Origin of the sequence: Corynebacterium sp. Marseille-Q2823 (genome assembly GCF_903645345.1) — a bacterium.
Taxonomy (GTDB): domain Bacteria; phylum Actinomycetota; class Actinomycetes; order Mycobacteriales; family Mycobacteriaceae; genus Corynebacterium; species Corynebacterium hiratae.
Genome location: NZ_CAHJXS010000011.1, coordinates 104,709 through 125,223 on the forward strand (window position 1 = coordinate 104,709; position 20,515 = coordinate 125,223).

The 20,515-nt window shown below is 60.6% G+C and carries 17 protein-coding genes; 8 read left to right on the top strand and 9 right to left on the bottom strand.

Features of this window, described 5'->3' with window-relative positions; translation table 11 throughout:
• Positions 1 to 159 precede the first annotated feature (159 nt).
• The 3 genes from HWX44_RS11885 (at position 160) to HWX44_RS11895 (ending at position 2,829) form a co-directional block, all read left to right on the top strand.
• Positions 160 to 975 (top strand): GDSL-type esterase/lipase family protein, encoded by an 816-nt coding sequence (locus HWX44_RS11885; RefSeq protein WP_070517148.1) that lies wholly within the window; start codon positions 160 to 162, stop codon positions 973 to 975.
• Between the two features lie 66 nt (positions 976 to 1,041).
• Positions 1,042 to 2,193, top strand: a complete 1,152-nt coding sequence (locus HWX44_RS11890; RefSeq protein WP_175974850.1) for an S-(hydroxymethyl)mycothiol dehydrogenase — start codon at positions 1,042 to 1,044, stop codon at positions 2,191 to 2,193.
• Positions 2,194 to 2,829: an MBL fold metallo-hydrolase gene (locus tag HWX44_RS11895; RefSeq protein WP_175974852.1), complete on the top strand. Its 636-nt coding sequence runs from the start codon at positions 2,194 to 2,196 to the stop codon at positions 2,827 to 2,829. It begins immediately after the preceding gene.
• Here the strand turns inward: HWX44_RS11895 and HWX44_RS11900 are convergent.
• The 8 genes from HWX44_RS11900 to HWX44_RS11935 all read right to left on the bottom strand — a co-directional run bounded on the left by HWX44_RS11900 (position 2,826) and on the right by HWX44_RS11935 (position 12,081).
• Entirely contained in the window at positions 2,826 to 3,620 is a 795-nt protein-coding gene (locus tag HWX44_RS11900; RefSeq protein WP_071406792.1) for a cytochrome c biogenesis CcdA family protein, read from the bottom strand. The genes HWX44_RS11895 and HWX44_RS11900 overlap by 4 nt on opposite strands.
• Positions 3,621 to 3,701: 81 nt before the next feature.
• On the bottom strand, positions 3,702 to 4,571 hold the full coding sequence (locus tag HWX44_RS11905; RefSeq protein WP_175974854.1) for a DsbA family protein: 870 nt from the start codon (positions 4,569 to 4,571) through the stop codon (positions 3,702 to 3,704).
• 146 nt (positions 4,572 to 4,717) lie between these two features.
• Complete coding sequence (rfbA, locus tag HWX44_RS11910; RefSeq protein ID WP_175974857.1) at positions 4,718 to 5,584, bottom strand: glucose-1-phosphate thymidylyltransferase RfbA; 867 nt, start codon at positions 5,582 to 5,584, stop codon at positions 4,718 to 4,720.
• Positions 5,585 to 5,701: 117 nt separating this feature from the next.
• Positions 5,702 to 7,066: a sugar nucleotide-binding protein gene (locus tag HWX44_RS11915; protein ID WP_175974859.1), complete on the bottom strand. Its 1,365-nt coding sequence runs from the start codon at positions 7,064 to 7,066 to the stop codon at positions 5,702 to 5,704.
• Positions 7,067 to 7,072: 6 nt separating this feature from the next.
• Positions 7,073 to 8,068 carry a dTDP-glucose 4,6-dehydratase gene (gene rfbB / locus HWX44_RS11920; RefSeq protein ID WP_175974872.1) on the bottom strand — a complete coding sequence of 332 codons (996 nt, stop codon included), beginning with the start codon at positions 8,066 to 8,068 and terminating at the stop codon, positions 7,073 to 7,075.
• Between the two features lie 20 nt (positions 8,069 to 8,088).
• A complete protein-coding gene (locus tag HWX44_RS11925) occupies positions 8,089 to 9,447 on the bottom strand; it encodes a M1 family metallopeptidase (RefSeq protein WP_049157605.1) in 1,359 nt (452 codons plus the stop codon).
• A 94-nt stretch (positions 9,448 to 9,541) separates the two neighbouring features.
• Positions 9,542 to 10,621 (bottom strand): alpha/beta hydrolase, encoded by a 1,080-nt coding sequence (locus HWX44_RS11930; RefSeq protein ID WP_070511289.1) that lies wholly within the window; start codon positions 10,619 to 10,621, stop codon positions 9,542 to 9,544.
• Positions 10,622 to 10,659: 38 nt separating this feature from the next.
• Positions 10,660 to 12,081, bottom strand: coding sequence for an alpha/beta hydrolase (locus HWX44_RS11935; RefSeq protein ID WP_070511291.1), 1,422 nt, complete (start codon positions 12,079 to 12,081; stop codon positions 10,660 to 10,662).
• Positions 12,082 to 12,756: 675 nt separating this feature from the next.
• Here HWX44_RS11935 and lpdA point away from each other — a divergent pair.
• The gene (gene lpdA / locus HWX44_RS11940; RefSeq protein WP_175974861.1) at positions 12,757 to 14,169 is read left to right on the top strand and encodes a dihydrolipoyl dehydrogenase; all 1,413 of its coding nucleotides are present in this window, start codon (positions 12,757 to 12,759) and stop codon (positions 14,167 to 14,169) included.
• A 498-nt stretch (positions 14,170 to 14,667) separates the two neighbouring features.
• Here lpdA and ramB read toward each other — a convergent pair whose 3' ends face one another.
• A complete protein-coding gene (ramB, locus tag HWX44_RS11945; RefSeq protein WP_175974862.1) occupies positions 14,668 to 16,074 on the bottom strand; it encodes an acetate metabolism transcriptional regulator RamB in 1,407 nt (468 codons plus the stop codon).
• Positions 16,075 to 16,475: 401 nt separating this feature from the next.
• Between ramB and HWX44_RS11950 the strand changes: the two genes are divergently transcribed.
• The 4 genes from HWX44_RS11950 to HWX44_RS11965 are packed head-to-tail and all read left to right on the top strand — an operon-like array spanning position 16,476 to position 20,436.
• Positions 16,476 to 17,231: a succinate dehydrogenase cytochrome b subunit gene (locus HWX44_RS11950; RefSeq protein WP_046647845.1), complete on the top strand. Its 756-nt coding sequence runs from the start codon at positions 16,476 to 16,478 to the stop codon at positions 17,229 to 17,231.
• Positions 17,232 to 17,246: 15 nt separating this feature from the next.
• Entirely contained in the window at positions 17,247 to 19,268 is a 2,022-nt protein-coding gene (locus HWX44_RS11955; RefSeq protein ID WP_102234667.1) for a fumarate reductase/succinate dehydrogenase flavoprotein subunit, read from the top strand.
• Positions 19,268 to 20,017 carry a succinate dehydrogenase/fumarate reductase iron-sulfur subunit gene (locus tag HWX44_RS11960; protein ID WP_046647843.1) on the top strand — a complete coding sequence of 250 codons (750 nt, stop codon included), beginning with the start codon at positions 19,268 to 19,270 and terminating at the stop codon, positions 20,015 to 20,017. The genes HWX44_RS11955 and HWX44_RS11960 overlap by 1 nt, the downstream gene beginning before the upstream one ends.
• A gap of 47 nt (positions 20,018 to 20,064) precedes the next feature.
• The gene (locus tag HWX44_RS11965) at positions 20,065 to 20,436 is read left to right on the top strand and encodes a membrane protein (RefSeq protein ID WP_049157597.1); all 372 of its coding nucleotides are present in this window, start codon (positions 20,065 to 20,067) and stop codon (positions 20,434 to 20,436) included.
• Positions 20,437 to 20,515: the final 79 nt, after the last annotated feature.

Genomic DNA, 20,515 nt, shown 5'->3' on the forward strand with positions numbered 1-20,515 from the left:
GGAAGAGGTAGAAGGTTACGGGGGAGGCGGCTAACGCGCCTGTTTTTAAAACGGCAAATTGTTACAGTTGTTGCTATTGTTACACAAGATTAACTGCTAGCTTAGTTTAATATGGTTTCGGTTAAGAACATACCCTTTTCTTGAAAGGACATCAGTCACGTGAAGTTTACTCAGCGCATCACTGCCCTCTGCGCCTCCCTCCTCGTGGCAGTAGGCCTGTCCCAGGCTCCGCAGGCCGCCGCCGGCGAGCGAAACCTCGTCGCCTTTGGTGATTCCGTTTTGGCGGATCCGCAGCTGGATGTTTACCTCTCCTCGCGCTTTGGCTCCTCTAACCGCAACCCGAGTCTCGACTGTCCCTCCGGCAATAACTACGCCAAGCGCGTCGCGTCCAAGCTGGGCATGCCGGTGGCGGATTTCTCCTGCTCCGGTGCGGTCTCGATGTCTCAGGGTCCGCAGATGAACGCGCAGGTCGATGATGCCATCCGCCGCGGTGCGCTCAGCCCGGACACCCAGCGCGTGCTCTATGCGGGCGGCTTTAACGATACGTATAACAATGCCCAGCTTTCCGACGCCGACATGCGCGCCCGCTTTGTTGGCGCAAATGCGCCGATTATCAACAAGATTCGTGCGGCGGCCCCCAATGCCCGCATTCAGATCGTGGGTTATCCGACCATCGGCTCCGGTGACCGCTACTGCCTCCTCCACTTTGGTCCGAAGCCAGCCGATGCTACGGCCCTGCCGATGGTGCAGCGCTATGAAAACGTCACGCAGTGGATGCAGGTGGACCTAGCGCACGCGACCGGCACCGAGTTCGTGGATATGAAGCCGATGACCTGGGATCGCGGTATGTGTGCCGATGCCGATAAGCGGCTGTGGGCAGGTCTGGTGGACTTCTCTGCCGGCCCGGGCAACCTACCGCTGCATATCAATGCTCGTGGTCACGAGTTTGTGGCCAACCATCTCGCGAGCTTCTAGAAACGCGTTCTTATGACTTTAAGGCCCGGGCAACGTTGCCTGGGCCTTTCGCGTACCCTCGCGGACATGACTGTTAATGAAAACCTAAATGAAAATAACTCCCAGCAAGGCTCGGAGGTTGTCCGCGGCGTGATTGCGCGCGCGAAGGGCGAGCCCGTCGAGACCGTGAACATTGTTGTGCCCGCTCCGGGTGAGCACGACGTCGTGGTCAAGATTCAGGCCTGCGGCGTGTGCCACACCGACCTGGCTTACCGCGATGGAGATATCGAGGATGCCTTCCCGTTCTTGCTTGGGCATGAGGCGGCGGGCGTCGTGGAGCGTGTGGGCGATGCTGTCACTCACGTTGAGGTCGGGGACTTCGTGGTCCTGAACTGGCGCGCGGTGTGCGGCGAGTGCCGCGCTTGTAAGAAGGGTGAGCCGAAGTACTGCTTCAACACCCACAACGCCTCCGCGAAGATGACGCTTGCCGACGGGGATAAGGATGCCGGCACCGAGCTCACCCCGGCACTCGGCATCGGCTCCTTTGCCGAGAAGACCCTGGTTCATGAAGGCCAGTGCACCAAGGTCAATCCGGAGGCAGACCCGGCCGCCGCGGGCCTGTTGGGCTGTGGCGTGATGGCCGGCCTGGGCGCTGCGGTCAACACCGCGGATGTCCAGCGCGGCGAGTCCGTCGCGGTCTTCGGCTGCGGTGGTGTCGGCATGGCAGCCATCGCCGGCGCGGTGCTGGCGGGTGCCTCGAAGGTCATCGCCGTGGACCTGGATCCGGACAAGCTGGAGCTGGCCAAGCAGTTCGGTGCGACCCATACCATCGCGGCGAAGGACAAGTCCGAGGACGAGGTCATCGAGGCGGTCCGCGAGCTCACCGATGGTTTCGGTACCGACGTGGCTATCGATGCCGTGGGCATCCCAGCCACCACCCGCCAGGCCTTCTACTCCCGCGACCTGGCCGGCCGCATGGTCATGGTGGGCGTCCCGAACCTCACCAGCCGCTTCGACGTCCCAGCCATCGACTTCTTCGGCCGCGGCGGTTCCCTCAAGTCCTCCTGGTATGGCGACTGCCTGCCGGAGCGCGACTTCCCCATGTACGTTGACCTCTCCCTGCAGGGCCGCTTCCCGCTGCAGGACTTCGTGTCCGAGCGCATTGGCCTCGACGACGTGGAGGAGGCCTTCGCTACCATGAAGGCTGGCAAGGTACTTCGATCCGTAGTGGAGCTGTAAATGATTATCGAACAGTTTGTAACCTCAGGAAAGTTCCGCCTGGATGGCGGTGAGTGGGACGTGGACAATAACGTCTACATCCTGGCCGCAGGCGGCGCGTCAAGCGACGCCGAGTGCTACATCGTCGATCCTTCCCACGACGCCGAGCGCGTCATCGACGAGGTAGGAAAGCGCACCGTTAAGGGCGTTATCCTCACCCACGCGCACAACGACCACTGCGAGCTCGCGCCCCAGGTGGCTGAGCACTTCGGCGTGTCCGTGTACCTCCACCCGGATGACCGCCCGCTGTGGGAGGAAACGCACGAGGGTGCGACCTTCGTTCCGCTGGAGGATAACCAGCTATTCACCGTGGGCGATAGTGACTTCGTGGTCTTCCACACGCCTGGTCACTCGCCAGGGTGCGTGGTGCTCTACATCGCGGACGAAGCCACGCTTCTGTCGGGAGATACCCTTTTCAATGGCGGGCCCGGTGGCACCGGCCGCAAGTACTCCGACTTCGACGTCATCATCGAGTCCCTGCGCAACCGAGTGCTGAACCTTCCGCCGGAGACCCGCGTCCTGCCGGGGCACGGCGACGAGACCACCATTGGTGCTGAGGCTGCGCGTATCGACGAATACATCGCACGCGGCTACTAGGCCGGGGTGCGGGCAGCCTTGATGCCTGCCACCACCGTGGCGGCAAGTGAGAGCCCGAACCATACCCACGCGTCAGCGACGCCCGCGCTCACAGCGCGGGCTTTTTCTTGCACCGCGAACTGCGCATCCGTACTCAAGACCGCGGGCAAGGTCGCGGTGCCATAGCTGGCAATGAATAGCGCGCCGATGAGCACGAAGAACGCGCCCGACACAATGGACAAGGTGTTCGTGCGCACGGGGCCGAGGACCACCTCGCGCCCGCGCAGCCAGGACCACGAGCCCACATTGAGGCGCTCCCACAGCGCCGCCAGAACAAAGAGCGGTGCGGCCATGCCCGCGGCATACGCCACCATGATGATCCCGCCGTAGAGTGCGCTGCCTGATGCGGCTGCAGTGGTGAGCACAGCACCTAAGAGTGGGCCCGCGCAAAAGCCCGCGAAGCCATACACCGCGCCGAGCAGAAACACCTTGCCCCGTGCTTTACCGGACAGGGCATCCATACCGGGGATGCGGAAACCGCCGCCCAAGGCGGTAAAGATCCCCAGCGCGATGATGATCCAGCCCGCCACCGTGATGACCTGGCCGCGGTATTGTGCGAGGATTGCAGCCAGACCCATGCCGATGGGAACGAGCGTGGTGCACAGGCCTAAGAAAAAGACCAGGGTTTTCAGCAGCAGCTGGCGCTGCGACTCAAAGGCATAGGCAAAGAAGGCTGGCACCAACAGCGCTGAGCAGGGGCTGATCAGAGTCAGCACACCGGCGATGACGGCGCCAAAAACTCCGATACTCATACGCTCACCCCCACTGCATAGCCGCCTAAGAACGCGGTCAGAACCACGAGCGCGATGAAGATCCACACGATGAGTGGCGGCTTATCCATTGGCCGCCTTCCCTAGCTGTTCCCGGATGGTCTGCTCAAAGACTTCCGGTGGCTGCGCTCCACCAATGAACTGATCCCCCACCACGAAGGCCGGGGTGCCCGTAATACCAATCTGGGAGGCGTAGCTGGTGGCCTTCTCGATGACCTCGGTGTAGGTATCATCCGTGGCCTGCTGGCGGAACTTATCCAAGTCCGCAACGCCGGCCTTCTCGGCGAACTTCATGAAGTCCTCGATGCCGAATTCCGGGTGGCCGCTGATGTCCTTGCTAGCGGAGTAGAGCTCGTGCTTGAACTCCTGGAACTTGCCCTGTGCCGCGGCCGCGCGCCCGGCCTTAGCAGCCTCGACGGCGGCAGGGCCGTTGACGGGGAAGTCATTCCACTCGATGCGCACCAGGCCCTTCTCCACGTACTTCTTGAGGAGGTCTGGCTCAGTGACATTGGCATGGCGGGAGCAGAACGGGCACTCGAAATCGGAGAACTCCGAAATCACCACGGGTGCATCCACCGCTCCCACGGCGAAAGGATCATCCTCCTTCTTGCGGTGCACCACCGTGATATCGCCGCTCTTGGTGTCACCGCCGGGGCCGAATACCATCGGGTCCCCCTTCCCGTCGGAGAACTTCGTGCCGGGCGTGGCCTTGTCGGCATCCTTTGCCAAGTCTTCGGTGGGCGCCGCGCTCGTCGAAGTCTCCTGCGCCGCTTGAGTCCCGGCATCGCCGGAAGAATTGCGCTCTGCCAGAAGGAAGCCGATGATGACGGCCAGAATGACAACGAGCACCAACAGGCCCCACGCCACGGGGCTGATGGTGGATAGCGCTGATTTCTTGGGATCGCTGGTGGGGCGAGAGGATGAAGTAGGCATGCGATTACCTTAACGCGTCTAGGCCCGTTTGGGTGATGCTGGCTTCTGATACTGCGTGGGGACGCTTTGGCAAGTACGGATCGATCAAATTAGGTCCCAGATCCCGTGGGTTTTCGGTCCTTATTTGATCGAAATGCACCTCGGCCTCAACTCTCTTGGGCAGCGGCCAGGAGATAGCGGCCATAGCCGGACTTCAGGAGGGGCTCGGCCAGCTCGGTGAGTGCGGCGGCATCGATGAAGCCCTCCTCGAAGGCGGCAACCTCCGGCGAGCCGATGACGGTGCCGGTGCGCTTCTGCATTACCTCCACGTAGGCCGAGGCCTCGCTCATGGAGTCCACTGTGCCGGTGTCCAGCCAGACATCACCGCGCTGCATGCGTTTGACGCGCAGCTGCCCGCGGCGCAGGTATTCCTCGTTGACGGTGGTGATTTCTAACTCCCCGCGTGCGCTGGGCGTAATGGACTTGGCAATCTCCACCACGGAATTGTCATAGAAATACAAGCCCACCACGGCGTGGTTGGATTTGGGCGCGGCGGGCTTTTCCTCGATGGACAGGGCTTGGCCAGACTCATCAAACTCGACAACACCATAGCGCTGCGGATCGGAGACCTCGTAGGCAAAGATGATGCCGCCGCCCGGGTGGCTGCACTCATTCAGCGCCGTGGAGAAGCCGTGGCCGTCAAAGATGTTGTCACCCAAAACGAGGGCCACGTCATCCTCGGCGATGAAGTCCTCCGCAATGAGGAAGGCCTGGGCCAAACCTTCGGGCCGGGGTTGGACCGCGTAGTGCAGCATGAGGCCTAGTTGGGAGCCGTCGCCAAGCAGGCGTTGGAAGGCGGCCTGGTCTTCTGGGGTGGTGATGATGAGGATCTCGCGTATGCCGGCCTGGATCAGGGTGGTCAGAGGGTAGTAGACCATCGGCTTGTCATAGATGGGCATGAGCTGCTTCGAGATGCCCTTGGTGATGGGGTAGAGGCGGGTCCCTGAACCGCCAGCGAGGATGATGCCCTTCATGGGCTTCAAGCTTAACGGAGGGGTCCCGCGCCGGGGTGTGGCGGCGCGGGCTGGCGAACATAACACTTAACTTCCCACTCAACATAACACCTGGGAAGCTAAGTGTTATGTTAAGTGTTATGCCGGGTAAAGGCCCAGGTAAAGCGCTAAAGCGGCCCGCCAATTCATCGGCTTAAAGCCGGTGGCTTCAATCTTGGACAGGTCGAAGGTGGACTCCTTCGGGCGGGGAGCTTCAGGCCCGGCGATCTCGCGGTACTGCTCGGTGCTGACCGGCGTGACACTGGCGGGATCTTGGCCCACGCCGGTGAAGACGGCCATGGCGATTTCATCGCGTCCCACCGCATCACCGGAGTTGGAGATGTTGTACACGCCGTACTCGGCTTCGGTCTTGAGCAAGTGGATGATGCCCTTGGCCAGGTCCTCGGCGAAAGTGGGGCGCCCGCGCTGATCATGGATGACGGAGGGCTTGAACCCCTTAGCCGCCAGCGAGCGCATCGTGGCCATGAAGTTGGCTCCATCGCCGAAGACCCACGAGGTACGGATGACATAGTGGCGCGGGGCGGTCTGGGCGGCGGTATCGCCCGCGGCTTTCGATGCCCCATAGGCCGACAGCGGGGAAGGCATTTCATCCTCGGAGTGGACCTCGTTAGAGCCATCGAAGATGTAATCACTGGAGACGTGCACCAAGGTCAGGTTATTCTCCGCCGCAATGCGCGCGAGCTTCGCCGGGGCGGAAGCGTTGACAGCCCAGGCCGCGGCGCGATCGTCCTCCGCACCGTTGACATCGTTATAAGCCGCGCAGTTGATGATGGCGGAATACTGCTTCCACGGGCGGGCAGGCGGGTTGGTGATATCGAAATCCTCGTGCCCACAGAACTCCACCGCGCCCAGACCAGCGGTGGGCAGGAATTTCTTTAAAGCGCGGCCCAGCTGCCCGTTGGCGCCGGTGACCAGGATGCGGCGCGGGGGCATGGGGGAGACGTCGGCAAGCGCGGGGTGTGCCTTGTCTTTGTCGGAGATCTCCGTCGGCTCCAGCGGCCAGTCCACCATGTTGAGGTTGACGCAGGTGTAGTCCGCATCCGGGGACCAGTGGTCATTGACCAGGTAGGAGTAGGCGCAGGCCTCCAGCGCCTGGAAACCGTTGGCCACGCCGCGCGGCACGAAGACCGCCACGTCTTCGCGCAGCTCGTGGGTCACCAGCTGCCCGAAGGTGGCAGAGCCCTCGCGCAGATCGCACCACGCACCGAAGGCCCGGCCGGAAGCCACGGAGACGAGCTTGTCCCAGGGCTCCGCGTGCAGCCCGCGCGTAACCCCCTTCTCCGCATTGAAGGAGACATTATTCTGCACCGGTTGGAAGTCCGGCAAACCTGCCGCCACCATCTTCTCACGCTGCCAGTTCTCCTTGAACCAGCCGCGGTTATCCCCGTGGACGTCGAGCTCCACAATGAGCAGGCCCTCAATGGCCGTTGACTGCACCTTCATGGAAATTTACTGTCCTTGCTTCGCGTAGTTGGCTTCGACTTCTTCCTTGCCTGGGCGCCACCAGTCCTCGTGGGCGCGGTACCACTCAATGGTGGCAGCCAAGCCCTCGCGCAGATCCGTGTAGCGCGGGCTCCAGCCCAGCTCGCGGCGCAGTTTGCTGGCATCCATGGCGTAGCGCTGATCATGGCCCGGGCGGTCCGCCACGTGGATGTAGTTCGCGCGGCCGTCGTCAGTAGCACCCAACAGCTCACAGATCATCTCGATGACCTGGCGGTTATTCGTATCCTCCTGGTCGGCACCGATGTTATAGGTCTCACCGATGCGCCCGCGGTCCAGGATGGCAAGCACCGCCTCGTTGTGATCATCCACGTGAATCCAATCCCGCACCTGCTCGCCCGTGCCATAAAGCTTGGCGGGCTGGCCCAGAAGCAGGTTGGTGATTTGCCGCGGAATGAACTTCTCAATGTGCTGGTAAGGTCCGTAATTATTGGAGCAATTCGAAATGGTTGCCCGCAGCCCAAAACTGCGCACCCACGCGCGCACCAGGTGATCCGAACCGGCCTTCGTGGCCGAATAGGGCGAAGAGGGGTTATAGGGAGTCTCCTCCGTGAAGTAGGTATCGGCGCCAATCTCCAAGTCACCAAAAACCTCATCGGTGGAAACGTGATGGAAGCGCACATCGTGGCGGCGGCAGGCCTCCAACAGCACGAAGGTTCCCATGACGTTGGTGTGGAGGAAGGGCGAAGGATCCCGCAGCGAATTATCATTGTGGGATTCCGCGGCGAAGTGCACCACGGCATCCGTCTGGGCCACGAGCTTGTCGACGACCCTCTCATCCGCCACGTCCCCCACCACCAGGGTGGCGTCCACGCCGTCAAGGTTGGCGCGGTTGCCCGCGTAGGTGAGCTTGTCCAAGACGGTGATGTCTACGTCGGGCCGTTGCTGGGCTACGAGCCTCACGAAGTTTGCACCAATAAAGCCGGCACCGCCGGTAACAAGCATCCTGCGCATGGTGAACAAGTCTAGACCGGGAACTTGGGCAGCGCGGTGTGGTTGAGCCACTCGTCCAACAAAGCATCGACCGCAGCAGGATCTGCCGCTTCCTTCTTCACACGGCTGATGAGATCCTCCGGGGTGACCACGGAGTGCTGGGATGCGGTGAGGTAATCCCGGACCGTGCGGAAGAAGACCTCATCGCCCACGAGGCGGCGAAGTGCGTGAACAGTCAGCGCGCCGCGCTTGTAGACGCGGTCATCGAACATGTCGCGCGTGCCCGGATCACCGAGCACGATGTCCTGCTTCTTGCGTGCGAGCACTTGATAGTGCGAACGCGCCGATTCATGCACCGGACGGCCATGCGCGTGCTCGAACCACAGCCACTCGCAGTAGCAGGCAAAACCTTCGTTGAGCCAGATATCCTTCCACTCACTAAGGCCCACGGAGTTGCCGAACCACTGGTGGGACAGCTCGTGGGCGATGAGTCGCTCAAAGAGGTGGTCGCCCTTGACGTGGTTGGATCCGAAAATGGACAGGCCTTGGGCCTCCAGCGGGATCTCCAGCTCATCATCGGTGATGACCACTTGGTAGTCGGGGAAAGGGTAGTGGCCGAAGAGCGAGGAATAGAAGTCCAGCATTTCCTGCTGTTGGGCGAACTCTTCGAGGACTACCTGCTTCAGGCGAGCCGGCGCCCAAGCGCGGACGTCTCGGCCCAGGTCAATCTCTGAGTATTCGCCGATCTGCACCGTGGCGAGGTACGTGGCCATAGGGTGCTTGACGCGGTAGTGCCAGCGCGTCATGGAACCGCCTGCGCTGCGGCGGGAGACCAGCTTGCCGTTGGAAATCACCACGAAAGGATCGTCAGCGGTGATGCGAATATCGTAGGTGGCCTTTTCCGACGGGGTGTCATCGCAGGGGAACCAGCTGGGTGCACCGTTGGGTTGGCTGGCCACCAGGGAGCCGGAATCTGTTTCCTCCCAGCCGATTTCACCCCACGGAGTGCGCAGTGGCCGCGGCGAGCCGCCATAGCGAATGTGCAGCTCAAACTCTTGGTTCTCCACGATGGTGTCGGCAAAGGTCAGCCGCAGTTTGCCGGCGGACAGGCGAAACTTGGCCACGCGGGGTGCGTGTTTCGCCGTGATGCGGCGAGCCACCATGGCGCCGCCGAGGTCAAGCGTGAGTTTGTCAAAGTCCTCCAGCGCGCGAATGTGGAGGATGGCTTCGCCCTGCAGCATGTTGGGTTCCACGCGGTAGGTCAGGTCCAAGTCATAGTGGGTGACCTCGAAGCCGAGGTTGAAATCCACCCTCGTGTAGCTATCCCGAGTAAGTGCAGCGCGGTCGCGAGCGGCGGAGATATGCGAAAGGGCGGTAGAAAGCAGCTTCATAATGCCGCTATCCTACCGCCCTGTCTGGGTTATCCGAAGCCAGGGGAGCGAGCACGCCGCGCCAGACCGTGGGGCGACACGCTCCGCTCACTTTTTAGGAGTTGAAAGCTTCCTCAAAGGTGGGCCAGGACTTCACCAGGTCCTCGCGCCAGCCCGGCCAGGAGTGCGTGCCCACGTTGCGGAAGTTGTAGGTGGCTGGAATGTTCTGCTTATCCAGCTTGGCCTTGAGCATATGGGTGCAGTGGTTGACCGCGGCCTCGATGATGCCGCCCTCAACCTGCAGCTGTGCCGAACCCGCGTAGGCGGCCAGCGGGCTGTAGCCCTTGTTCATGTAGTAGGACGGGGTATCCTGCTCACCCGCGAAGCCCGATGCGGAGGAAATGTACAGCTTGGTGCCGCGCAGTTTCTCGGAGTTCATCAGGGCATCGTTGTAGCGGTTGTAGTCACCGCCCATCGGGCCCCACATCTGTTCCGGTTCTCCGCCGCCGCGGTTCACGGTGAGGCGCAGGAACTGGTACTCCGTGGGGTAGGCGGTTGCGGCGCAGCCGGCGAAGGAGCCAACCGCGTCATAGAAGCCCTGGTTGTGCTGCGCCAGCAGCAGGGAAGACGTTGCGGACATGGACATGCCGGCAATGGCGCGCTTGTTGCTTGCGTTCAGGCGAGACTCCAGCGGGCCAGGCAGCTCCTTGGTCAGGAAGGTCTCCCACTTCTGTGGGCCCTTGAGGTACTTGCCGTTGGGCTCCTCCAGCCAGTCGGTGTAGTAGGAGAAAGCACCTGCCTGCGGAACGACAACGTTGACGTCCTTGTCCGCGTAGAAGTCCACGGCATCGGACATGTACAGCCAATCGGAGTCCTGCTCCGCGGAACCGGCGCCGTTGAGCAGGTACAAGGTCGGGCGGTCCGGGTTCTTAGCAGGGATAACAGCCAGCGGAATCGCGCGGCCGTTCATGGCCGGTGACGTAGCCTCCAGCTTGAGAACGCGGGCGTCATCTTTGAAGTGCTCGTACCACTTCTGGCTCTGCACCTCCGGGGTGACGTTCAAGTCCGAGATGGTGGACAGCGGCGTGTCACCCGCAACCTGCTGCGGGGTGATGGTGGCCGCACCCGCAACGGGGCTGATAAGCGCGGCAGCGCAGAGCGCGCCGGCGGCGAGGAGAGAGCTAAGACGCTTCATTACGTTCCTTATTTAACAATCAATATGGCGAGTTGAGCTTACTGTTCGATGGCCTCAGGGGCTACTGGCCGGGAGTCGGCCGGGGTCTTGGGATCGTTCTCGGCCTCTTCCATATTCTGCTTATCGGCATCCTCAGCTTTGGCGTTAGCGTCCGTGTTCACCGCGCTTTCCGACGCCCGCGTGGAGACCGGCTCCACCGGCAGACCAAAGGCACGAGCGAAGGTGGGCCAGGAGGAGTTGATGTCATCGAACCAGCCCGGCCAGGAGTGGGTACCGGTATTGCGCAGGTTGAAATCCGCTTTGACACCTTCGCGCTGCAGTTTTGCCTGCAGGTCGTGGGTGCACGCATTCATCGCTGCCTCGATGACGCCGCCTTCCACCACCAGGGTGGAGGAGGACTTCAAGGCTCCGGCCAGGCCTTGCTTTTCAATCCTGGACGAACCCAAATCGTTCATTCCGGCAAACCCCGAGTTAGCGGAGACGTAGACCTGGGAATTACCCATGTTGTTCTTTGTGGCGTTGATGAGTCCATCGTTGTAGCGGTTGTAGTCACCGCCCATCGGTCCCCACATCTGCTCGGTGCTTCCACCGCCACGATTCACGGTCAGCTGCGTGTAGAAGTTCGGCAGTGGAGTCGAGGTGGCCGCACAGCCAGAGAAGGACCCGATAGCGTCATAGAAGTTGGGGTTGTGCTGGGCCAAGACGAGCGATGAGGTAGCAGACATGGACATGCCTGCGATGCCGCGCTTGCCGTTGGCGTTGATGTGCTTCTCCAGCGGTCCCGGTAGCTCCTTGGTGAGGAAGGTCTCCCACTTCTGCGGGCCCTTGAGGTAGCTGCGGTCCGGGCTGGTAACCCAGTCGGTGTAGTAGGAGAATGCGCCTGCCTGCGGGATGACGACGTTGACGTTTCGGTCACCGTAGTAGTCATCGAGTTCTTGGGTGCCCTCCTTGTTGGGATCCAAGTCTTCGCGCGTGGTGGCTATCAGCCAGTCCATGCCCTGTTCGGCACCGCCAGCACCGTTGAGCAGATAAAGCGTGGGGCGGGAAGAATCAAAGGTGCCGTCTGGGGTAATTACTGCAAGAGGGACGGTGCGGTCCATCGCTGGTGCGGTGGCATTGAGGGCCTTGACGCTCTGACGGTAGTCCGGGTATTTCAGGACGTAGCCCATCCACTGCTTGCTGTCCGGGATCTCATTGACGTCAACGTCCTTAAAAGTGACGTTCTTACCAATGGCGTCTTCATATTCTTGGCGGGAGGGCGACGGGTTTCCGGCGGAGTCCTTGGGCAGGTACTTTTCAATCTCCCCGTAGATGTCGAGCTCGGAAATGGTGGACGGTGTGGCATCACCGCGGATTTGTTCCGGGGTGACCTCGGATGCGCCCGCGGTAGGGGATGCTACGGCGCCAAGTGCTAGGGCAGTGGCTGCCGCAAGCGTCGTGAGAGAGCGCGCAATCTTCATAGAATCTCGCTTTCTAAGTGATGAGCGGAAATGTAGGGGCAAGTGTAAAAGATGCTCCGGACACGCCACCCATGAGATGGGCAATAGTGCTGGTAGATGGGAATTTCAGCACCCCAAGATAAGGGTAACGTGTTTAAACATACCAAGATATTAAAGTTAATGGTGGTATTGAAGTGGAAACCGTGTCATAATCTTTCCGTGCGTTAACGTGGGCTATGTAACGCAATGCCCGGCCTATTCGTTAGTCGAACCAGATGCGGAGACCGTTACTGCGGCGGCCGTCCTGCAAGGCAGAAGGTGGCAGTGCCGCATAGTGACATCGCACGAGGCCGTGAAGGCTGCTAGAAGACCAACAGAAAGAAGAAGAATGAACCTCTTTGACACCATCCTCGTTTCCATCAACCAGGTGCTGGGCCAGTTCGCTCACTCCGGCTCCTCTACTTCCTCCAAGATCGCCCTGGATTGGGGTCTTTACTAAACAGCTGCGGGGCGTGCGGCCCCACGTTTCTCTCCCCCTAATCGCCCCCTCGGGTGGTTGGGGGTTATTTTGTGCGTTGTGTGCCCTCTACGCATCAGTGCACTGTGGCTTGCGTATCAGGAATGTTATGGACTGATACGAGAGCACAGCATGGGGGTGGTGGGACAGCGGGCACAAAGTTACGTATCCTATAGGGCGTGACTAATGAACATTTTGACGTTGTAGTACTCGGCGCGGGCCCCGGCGGCTACGTGTCCGCCATCCGCGCTGCCCAGCTGGGCAAGAAGGTTGCCGTTATTGAGAAGCAGTACTGGGGCGGTGTTTGCCTCAACGTGGGCTGCATCCCGTCCAAGGCTCTTCTTAAGAACGCTGAAGTTGCACACACCTTCAACCATGAGGCGAAGGCCTTTGGTATTTCCGGCAATGTTTCCTTTGACTTCGGTGTTGCGCACAAGCGCTCCCGCAAGGTCTCGGAGGGCATCGTCAAGGGCGTGCACTACCTGATGAAGAAGAACAAGATTACGGAGATCAATGGCCTCGGCTCCTTCAAGGACGCCAAGACCATCGAGATTACCGAGGGCGATGACAAGGGTAAGACCGTTACCTTTGACAACTGCATTATCGCCACCGGCTCCGTCGTCCGTTCCCTTCCGGGCGTGGAAATCGGCGGCAATATCGTGTCCTTCGAGGAGCAGATCCTCAGCGATGAGGCCCCGGATTCCATGGTGATCGTCGGCGCAGGCGCCATCGGTATGGAGTTTGCTTACGTTCTGGCCAACTATGGCGTAGACGTGACCATCGTGGAGTTCATGGACCGCGTCCTTCCGAACGAGGACAAGGATGTATCCAAGGCCATCGCCAAGGAATACAAGAAGCTTGGTGTGAAGCTCCTGACTGGTTACAAGACCACCGCCATCACGGATAACGGTGACAATGTCACCGTTGAGGTCGAGTCCAAGGACGGCTCCAAGACCGATACGCTGACCGTGGATCGCTGCATGGTCTCCATCGGCTTCGCCCCGCGCACCGAGGGCTACGGTCTGGAGAACACCGGTGTCGAGCTCACCGAGCGCGGCGCCATCGCTATTGATGACTGCATGCGCACCAACGTTGAGGGCATCTACGCTATCGGTGACGTCACCGCGAAGCTGCAGCTCGCTCACGTGGCCGAGGCGCAGGGTGTCGTGGCTGCTGAGGTCATCGCCGGCGCTGAGACCCAGCTGCTGGGTGACTACATGAACATGCCGCGCGCTACCTTCTGCAACCCGCAGGTGGCCTCCTTCGGCTACACCGAGGAGCAGGCTCGTGAGAAGTTCGCTGACCGCGACATCAAGGTTGCTACCTTCCCGTTCTCCGCTAACGGTAAGGCAGCTGGTCTGAATGAGACCGCGGGCTTCGTCAAGCTCATCGCCGACGGCGAGTTCGGTGAGCTCATTGGCGGCCACATGGTGGGCTCGAACGTGTCCGAGCTGCTCCCGGAGCTGACCCTGGCGCAGCGCTTCGATCTCACCGCAGAGGAGATCGGACGCAACGTTCACACTCACCCGACGCTGTCTGAGGCAATGAAGGAAGCGGCCGAGGGCATCGGCGGCCACATGATTAACCTCTAAGAACTAAAACAAGAACACTCCCCCTCATCCCATCGACGTGAATCGGTGGCGGTGAGGGGGAGTGCTGGTTTTAGCGCCGAAGCGCGACTGGCCTTAGCCGAAGAGGTTGGAAGACAGCTCGAACGGTGCGTTGACGATCGTCAGCACGAGCTTCTGGATCTGGCCAAGGAAGTTCTCGCCAAAGCTGGACATAATAATAATCCTTTCGGTTGGTGATTATCGGTCGCTGACCATGATAGAACAACCGAGTCGGGAAAATCCATCAGATTTGGCAATGAAAACCATGGGGTGGGGATTGTAGGACATTGTGTAGCGCCGAAGGGTCGGGGCATAGTTCCAGCTCATCGCACTAAGTAGGCCCCTTTCTTGCCTCAGCATTTTTCTTCGGAGGTCTTCGCTCGATGGAGAGTGCTCCCCAGCTTTTAAGATTCATCTGCGTTAACGGCGTAAAGATGGATGATTTAAAACCTGCGCGATTACGCCGTTAACTAGCTTTCGTTAATAGGGTGCCACCGCAGAGCGGTGGGCGTCGACGACAAGCTGTTCGTTAATGGCGGGAAATGCCCGCTGGGAGCAATTCTGGCGCGGGCAGGTGCGGCAGCCGGCGCCAATGGGAGTGGCGGCGGAAAGGGCATTGAGGTCTAGCCCCTGGGCGTACACAGTGCGATTAGCATGGCGTGCCTCGCAGCCCAGACCGATGGAAAAGAGCTTGTTCGTATCCCCAAAACGGCCTTGTGGGTAGCTCACCGTTCGTGAGATCCATAGGTAATTGCGCCCATCTGGCATCTGCGCCAACTGGCGGGAAATGGTGTTGGGGCGTGAGAAGGACTCGTACACATTCCATAGGGGGCAGGTGCCGCCGGAGTTGGAGAAGTGCACGCCGGTGGCGGATTGGCGTTTGGACATGTTGCCGGCGCGGTCAACGCGCACGAAGGTAAAGGGGATGCCGCGCTTGTTGGGGCGCTGCAGCGTGGAGAGGCGGGAGGCAATCGTCTCGTAGCCCACTCCGAAGACATTGCAGAGGTATTCCACGTCGTACCCCGACTGTTCGGCTTCGCTATGGATGAGGCCATACGGGAGGAGCGTGGCCGCAGCGTAATAATTGGCGATACCCCGCTTGGCCAAGTTGATGGAGGCCTCTGAAGTAAACGGTTCCTCCTCCACGAGCTCGTCGAAAAGCGCGCCCGCTTCGAGGAATCCAAGCTCAGCCGCCATGCGGAAGGCGCGCTGGCCGACGCTCAGCCGGCTGGCAAGGCGAAGGGTCCCGCTGTCCTTGTCGAAGCGGTGCAGCGTGCCATCCATGCGATCGGTGGTGAGGATCTCCACGCCGTGCTGGGTGGTGAGCCTGTCGTCCAGAGCCTGTTCGATGTGGCGGATGTGGAAGGGGACGACGTCGAGCTCTGCGGAGATCGCCTCTGCATGCTGATCTAACTCATCGAGATAATTCTGGCGGGCGTAGAAGAAATCCCGAACCTCATCGTGTGGCATGGACAGCGCCTGGTTGCCGTCGGAGCGGCGGGTATCGGTGGCGAGGGAAAGCTTGTCGCGGATATTGCGGTAGCGGCGGTGAATGTCGACGAGCGTGCGCGCAACGGTGGGGTGGTTGTAAACCAGTTCGGACAATTCCTGTAATTCCACGGGGGAGGGGCAGATTTCTTGGTCCTGGACGACATCTTGAATCTCGGCGAGTAGCCGCGAGTCATCGTCACGGGAAAAGAAAGTGGCATCCACACCAAATGCTTCAGTAATCCTAAGCAAGACCGGAACGGTGAGGGGGCGTACGTCATGTTCAATCTGATTAACGTAACTAGCGGAAAGCCCCAGCGTAGCGGCGAGGGAGGCTTGGCTGAGATCACGTTCGCGGCGCAGCTGGCGCAGGCGCGAACCTACGTATGTCTTGCTCATGTGAGCTAGGTTACCTAGTGCCTTTCGGTCATAACAATAGTTTTGCAAGGAATGTGTGAAGCATTTTAACTTCGCTGCGAAGTGGGGGTGTTAGCGGGGCGTGAAGGGGCGGTGAGGGGTGTGTACCAAGCGAAAGTTTGACACCTAAAGGGGTAGGGTCGTCACTCGAGTCACACCCTGTGACAAAAGTCTCAACCGCGAAATGTTTTCGCAAGGTTAATATTGCGTAAAGCGAAGTGATCAAGGTAGACCGGCATAAGTCGGGGGACACTTAAGGCAACCCTTGCCTTAACTCATTTCTGTCAGGGGCCTGTAGGTGGGGGAGGGGGCGTTAAAAGCAAAGGGATAAGTAGTGGTCAGCGCGCAGTCCTGCGTAAGGTAAGGGCGACAATGGAGGTGTCATGTCTGTAAAAAATCCTGACCGTGAAGCCCTTGCTCACGGCCGCATTACTAATGAAACGATTCGTCCTAAGCCAGGAATTCCGTCCTGGGCTTTGAAACTGACGATGGCAATTACCGGTCTGTTCTTCGCGCTGTTCGTTGTAGGACACATGGCCGGCAACTTGAAGCTCTACCTGCCGGCCCACAATGGCGAGGAAGCCATCGATGCCTACGGCGCATTCCTGCGCAGCATGGGTGATCCGCTGATTCCGAGCGGGCACCTTCTGTGGATCATCCGCATCGTCTTGCTGGCGTGCGTGATCGCCCACATTTACGGCGCCTTTGCGCTGACCGCTCGCTCCAAGGCATCCCGCGGTAAGTTCAAGCGCACCAACCTGATGGGCGGCATGGATTCCTTCGCAACGAAGACCATGCTGGTGACCGGCGTCGTGCTGCTCCTGTTCATCGTCTTCCACATCTTGGACCTGACGATGGGTGTTCAGCCGATTGCTCCGGAGGCTTTCGCTCATGGTGAAGTGAAGGCCAACATGATCGCTACCTTCTCCCGCTGGCCGGTGACCATCATTTACATCGTCGCCATGCTCTGCCTCTTCCTGCACCTGACCCACGGCATCCGCCTTGCGGCTTCCGACCTGGGTATTACCGGTGCTAAGTGGCGCGAGGTCTTTGTCATCCTGGCGTACATCGTCCCGGCCGTCGTGTGCCTGGCAAACATCGTTATGCCGTTGTCCGTCGCCCTGGGCTGGGTCAGCTAAAGGAGTTTTGAACCCATGACTAACGCGAATACTGAACTCAAGCGCGAGCACCCGAACTTCTCGCACCCGCAGTCCATCGTCCCGGGCGTTAAGCCGGGCCGCATCCTGGAGTCCCACGAGCCGCACGGCGTCCCGATGAAGGACATGTGGAGCTACCAGAAGGACCATATGGAGCTGGTCTCCCCGCTGAACCGCCGCAAGTTCGAAATCATTGTCGTCGGTACCGGCCTGGCTGCTGGTTCCGCTGCGGCTGCCCTCGGCGAGTTGGGATACAAGGTGAAGGTCTTCACCTACCACGATTCCCCGCGTCGCGCGCACTCCATTGCTGCGCAGGGTGGTGTGAACTCTTCCCGCCACAAGAAGGTGGATAACGACTCCGCCTACCGCCACACCAAGGACACCGTCAAGGGCGGCGACTACCGCTGCCGCGAGTCCGACTGCTGGCGCCTGGCTTATGAGTCCATCCGCGTCATCGACCACATGAACGCCATCGGCGCTCCGTTCGCTCGCGAGTACGGCGGCACCCTGGCTACCCGTTCCTTCGGTGGCGTGCAGGTCTCCCGTACCTACTACACCCGTGGTCAAACAGGCCAGCAGCTGCAGCTGTCCACCACGTCTGCGCTGTACCGCCAGATTGGCCTGGGCAACGTGGAGCTCTTCGCTCACCACGATATGCAGGACGTCATCACCTACAACGACAACGGCACCAAGCGTGCCGGCGGCATCGTGACCCGTAACCTCATCACCGGCGAGCTCAAGGCCTTCACCGGCCACGCAGTCATCCTCGGTACCGGTGGTTACGGCAACGTCTACCACATGTCCACGCTGGCTAAGAACTCCAACGCTGGCGCCATGATGCGTGCGTACGAGGCTGGTGCTTACCTGGCTTCCCCGGCATTCATCCAGTTCCACCCGACTGGCCTGCCGGTCAACTCCGAGTGGCAGTCCAAGACCATCCTCATGTCCGAGTCCCTGCGTAACGACGGCCGCATCTGGTCTCCGATCAAGGAGGGCGATGACCGTCCTGCCAACGAGATTCCGGAAGAGGAGCGCGACTACTTCCTGGAGCGCCGCTACCCGGCCTTCGGTAACCTCGTCCCGCGTGACGTGGCTTCCCGTGCCATTTCCCAGCAGATCAACAAGGGTCTAGGCGTTGGTCCGCTGCACAACTCTGTGTACCTGGACTTCCGCGACGCCATCGAGCGTCTGGGCAAGGACAAGATCCGCGAGCGTTACTCCAACCTCATCGAAATGTACGAAGAGGCTATCGGTGAGTCCGCTTATGAGACCCCGATGCGTATCGCTCCGACCTGCCACTTCACCATGGGTGGCCTGTGGACGGACTTCAACGAGATGACCACCATCGACGGCCTCTTCGCCGCCGGTGAGTGCTCCTGGACCTACCACGGTGCGAACCGCCTGGGTGCTAACTCCCTGCTGTCCGCTTCCGTTGATGGCTGGTTCACCCTGCCGTTCACTATCCCGAACTACCTGGCGCACCACCTGGGTGAGGCCAAGCTGGCTGAGGATTCCGCCGAGGCTAACGACGCCGTTGCTCGCGCACAGGCTCGCATTGACCGCCTCATGTCCATCCAGGGCGAGGATCCGCACGGCCCGGCGTACTACCACCGCCAGCTGGGTGACATCCTCTACTGGGGCTGTGGTGTGTCCCGTAACGTCGAGGACCTCAAGGTTGCCATCGAGAAGGTCCGCGCACTGCGCAAGGACTTCTGGGCTAACGTCCGCATCACTGGTGACGCCAACGACATGAACCAGGTTCTCGAGTACGGTCTGCGCGTTGCTGACTACATCGACCTGGGTGAGCTCATGTGTATCGACGCCCTTGACCGTGACGAGTCCTGTGGTGCTCACTTCCGCGAGGACCACCTCTCCGAGGACGGCGAGGCCGAGCGCGATGACGAAAACTGGTGCTTCGTTTCCGCATGGGAGCCGGGCGCTGCTGAGGGCGAGTTCATCCGCCACGCTGAGCCGCTGTACTTTGATTCGATCCCGCTGATGACAAGGAACTACAAGTAATGAAACTGACACTTGAGATCTGGCGTCAAGCCGGACCGACGCAAGAAGGCAAGTTCGAAACCGTGCAGGTTGACGACGCCGCCGAGCAGATGTCCATTCTGGAGCTGCTCGACCACGTCAACGACGGCCTCATTGAGGCCGGCACCGAGCCGTTCGCATTCGCTTCCGACTGCCGTGAAGGTATCTGCGGTACCTGTGGCCTCCTGGTTAATGGCCGCCCGCATGGCCCGGGCCAGAACACCCCGGCCTGCCAGCAGCGCCTCTTCCAGTTCAAGGACGGCGACACCATCAAGCTGGAGCCTTTCCGCTCCGCTGCCTACCCGGTCATCAAGGACATGATCGTGGACCGCGCCAAGCTGGACCACGTCATGGAGCAGGGCGGCTACGTGTCCATGGATGCGGGTACCGCTCCGGATGCTGACACCCTGCACGTCAACCATGAGACCTCCGAGTACGCCCTGGATCACGCCGCCTGCATCGGCTGCGGTGCCTGCGTGGCATCCTGCCCGAACGGTGCTGCTCACCTGTTCACCGGCGCCAAGCTGGTTCACCTCTCCCTCATGCCGCTGGGCAAGGAAGAGCGTGGCCGCCGCGCACGCAACATGGTGGACGATCTGGAGCAGAACTTCGGCCACTGCTCGCTCTACGGCGAGTGCGCCGACGTCTGCCCGGCTGGTGTGCCGCTGACCGCGGTTTCCGCGGTTACCCGCGAACGTGCACGTGCTGCTTTCCGCGGCAAGGACGACTAAGCTATAGTCATTCACAGGATTAACAGGAACGAGAGAAAGTTTCAGCCATGAGCGACCTCAACCCGGCAGTTGCTGATCACCACAGCGAGACCTACCCGGAGTTCTCCGGTAAGATTCAGGACTCCTACATCGAGGGATATGACCCCGTTTCTTACAGTGCACCGCACTCTTCTTTGCTGCGCACCTCCACCTGGGTGGGCATGGGCTTGGTTCTCTCGATCCTGCCGGCGCTGGGCATCCTGATCTGGGGCTTCGGCACCAAGCTGTACCCGCAGGGCACCGCCGGTGCTGACTACCAGATCAACCTGATTGTGGGCGCCATCGCCAGCGTCGTCGTAGCCATCCTGGCTATCGTCTCCGTCAAGTATGGCCGCCGCTACTACCGCCAGTACCGCAAGGAAACCGGCCGCATCAACTAGGCACCTCCTAGGCCGTTGAACGCCTAAGTTTCTGTACTGACACCACCACAACCCCCACCTCCAAACACACATGGGAGAC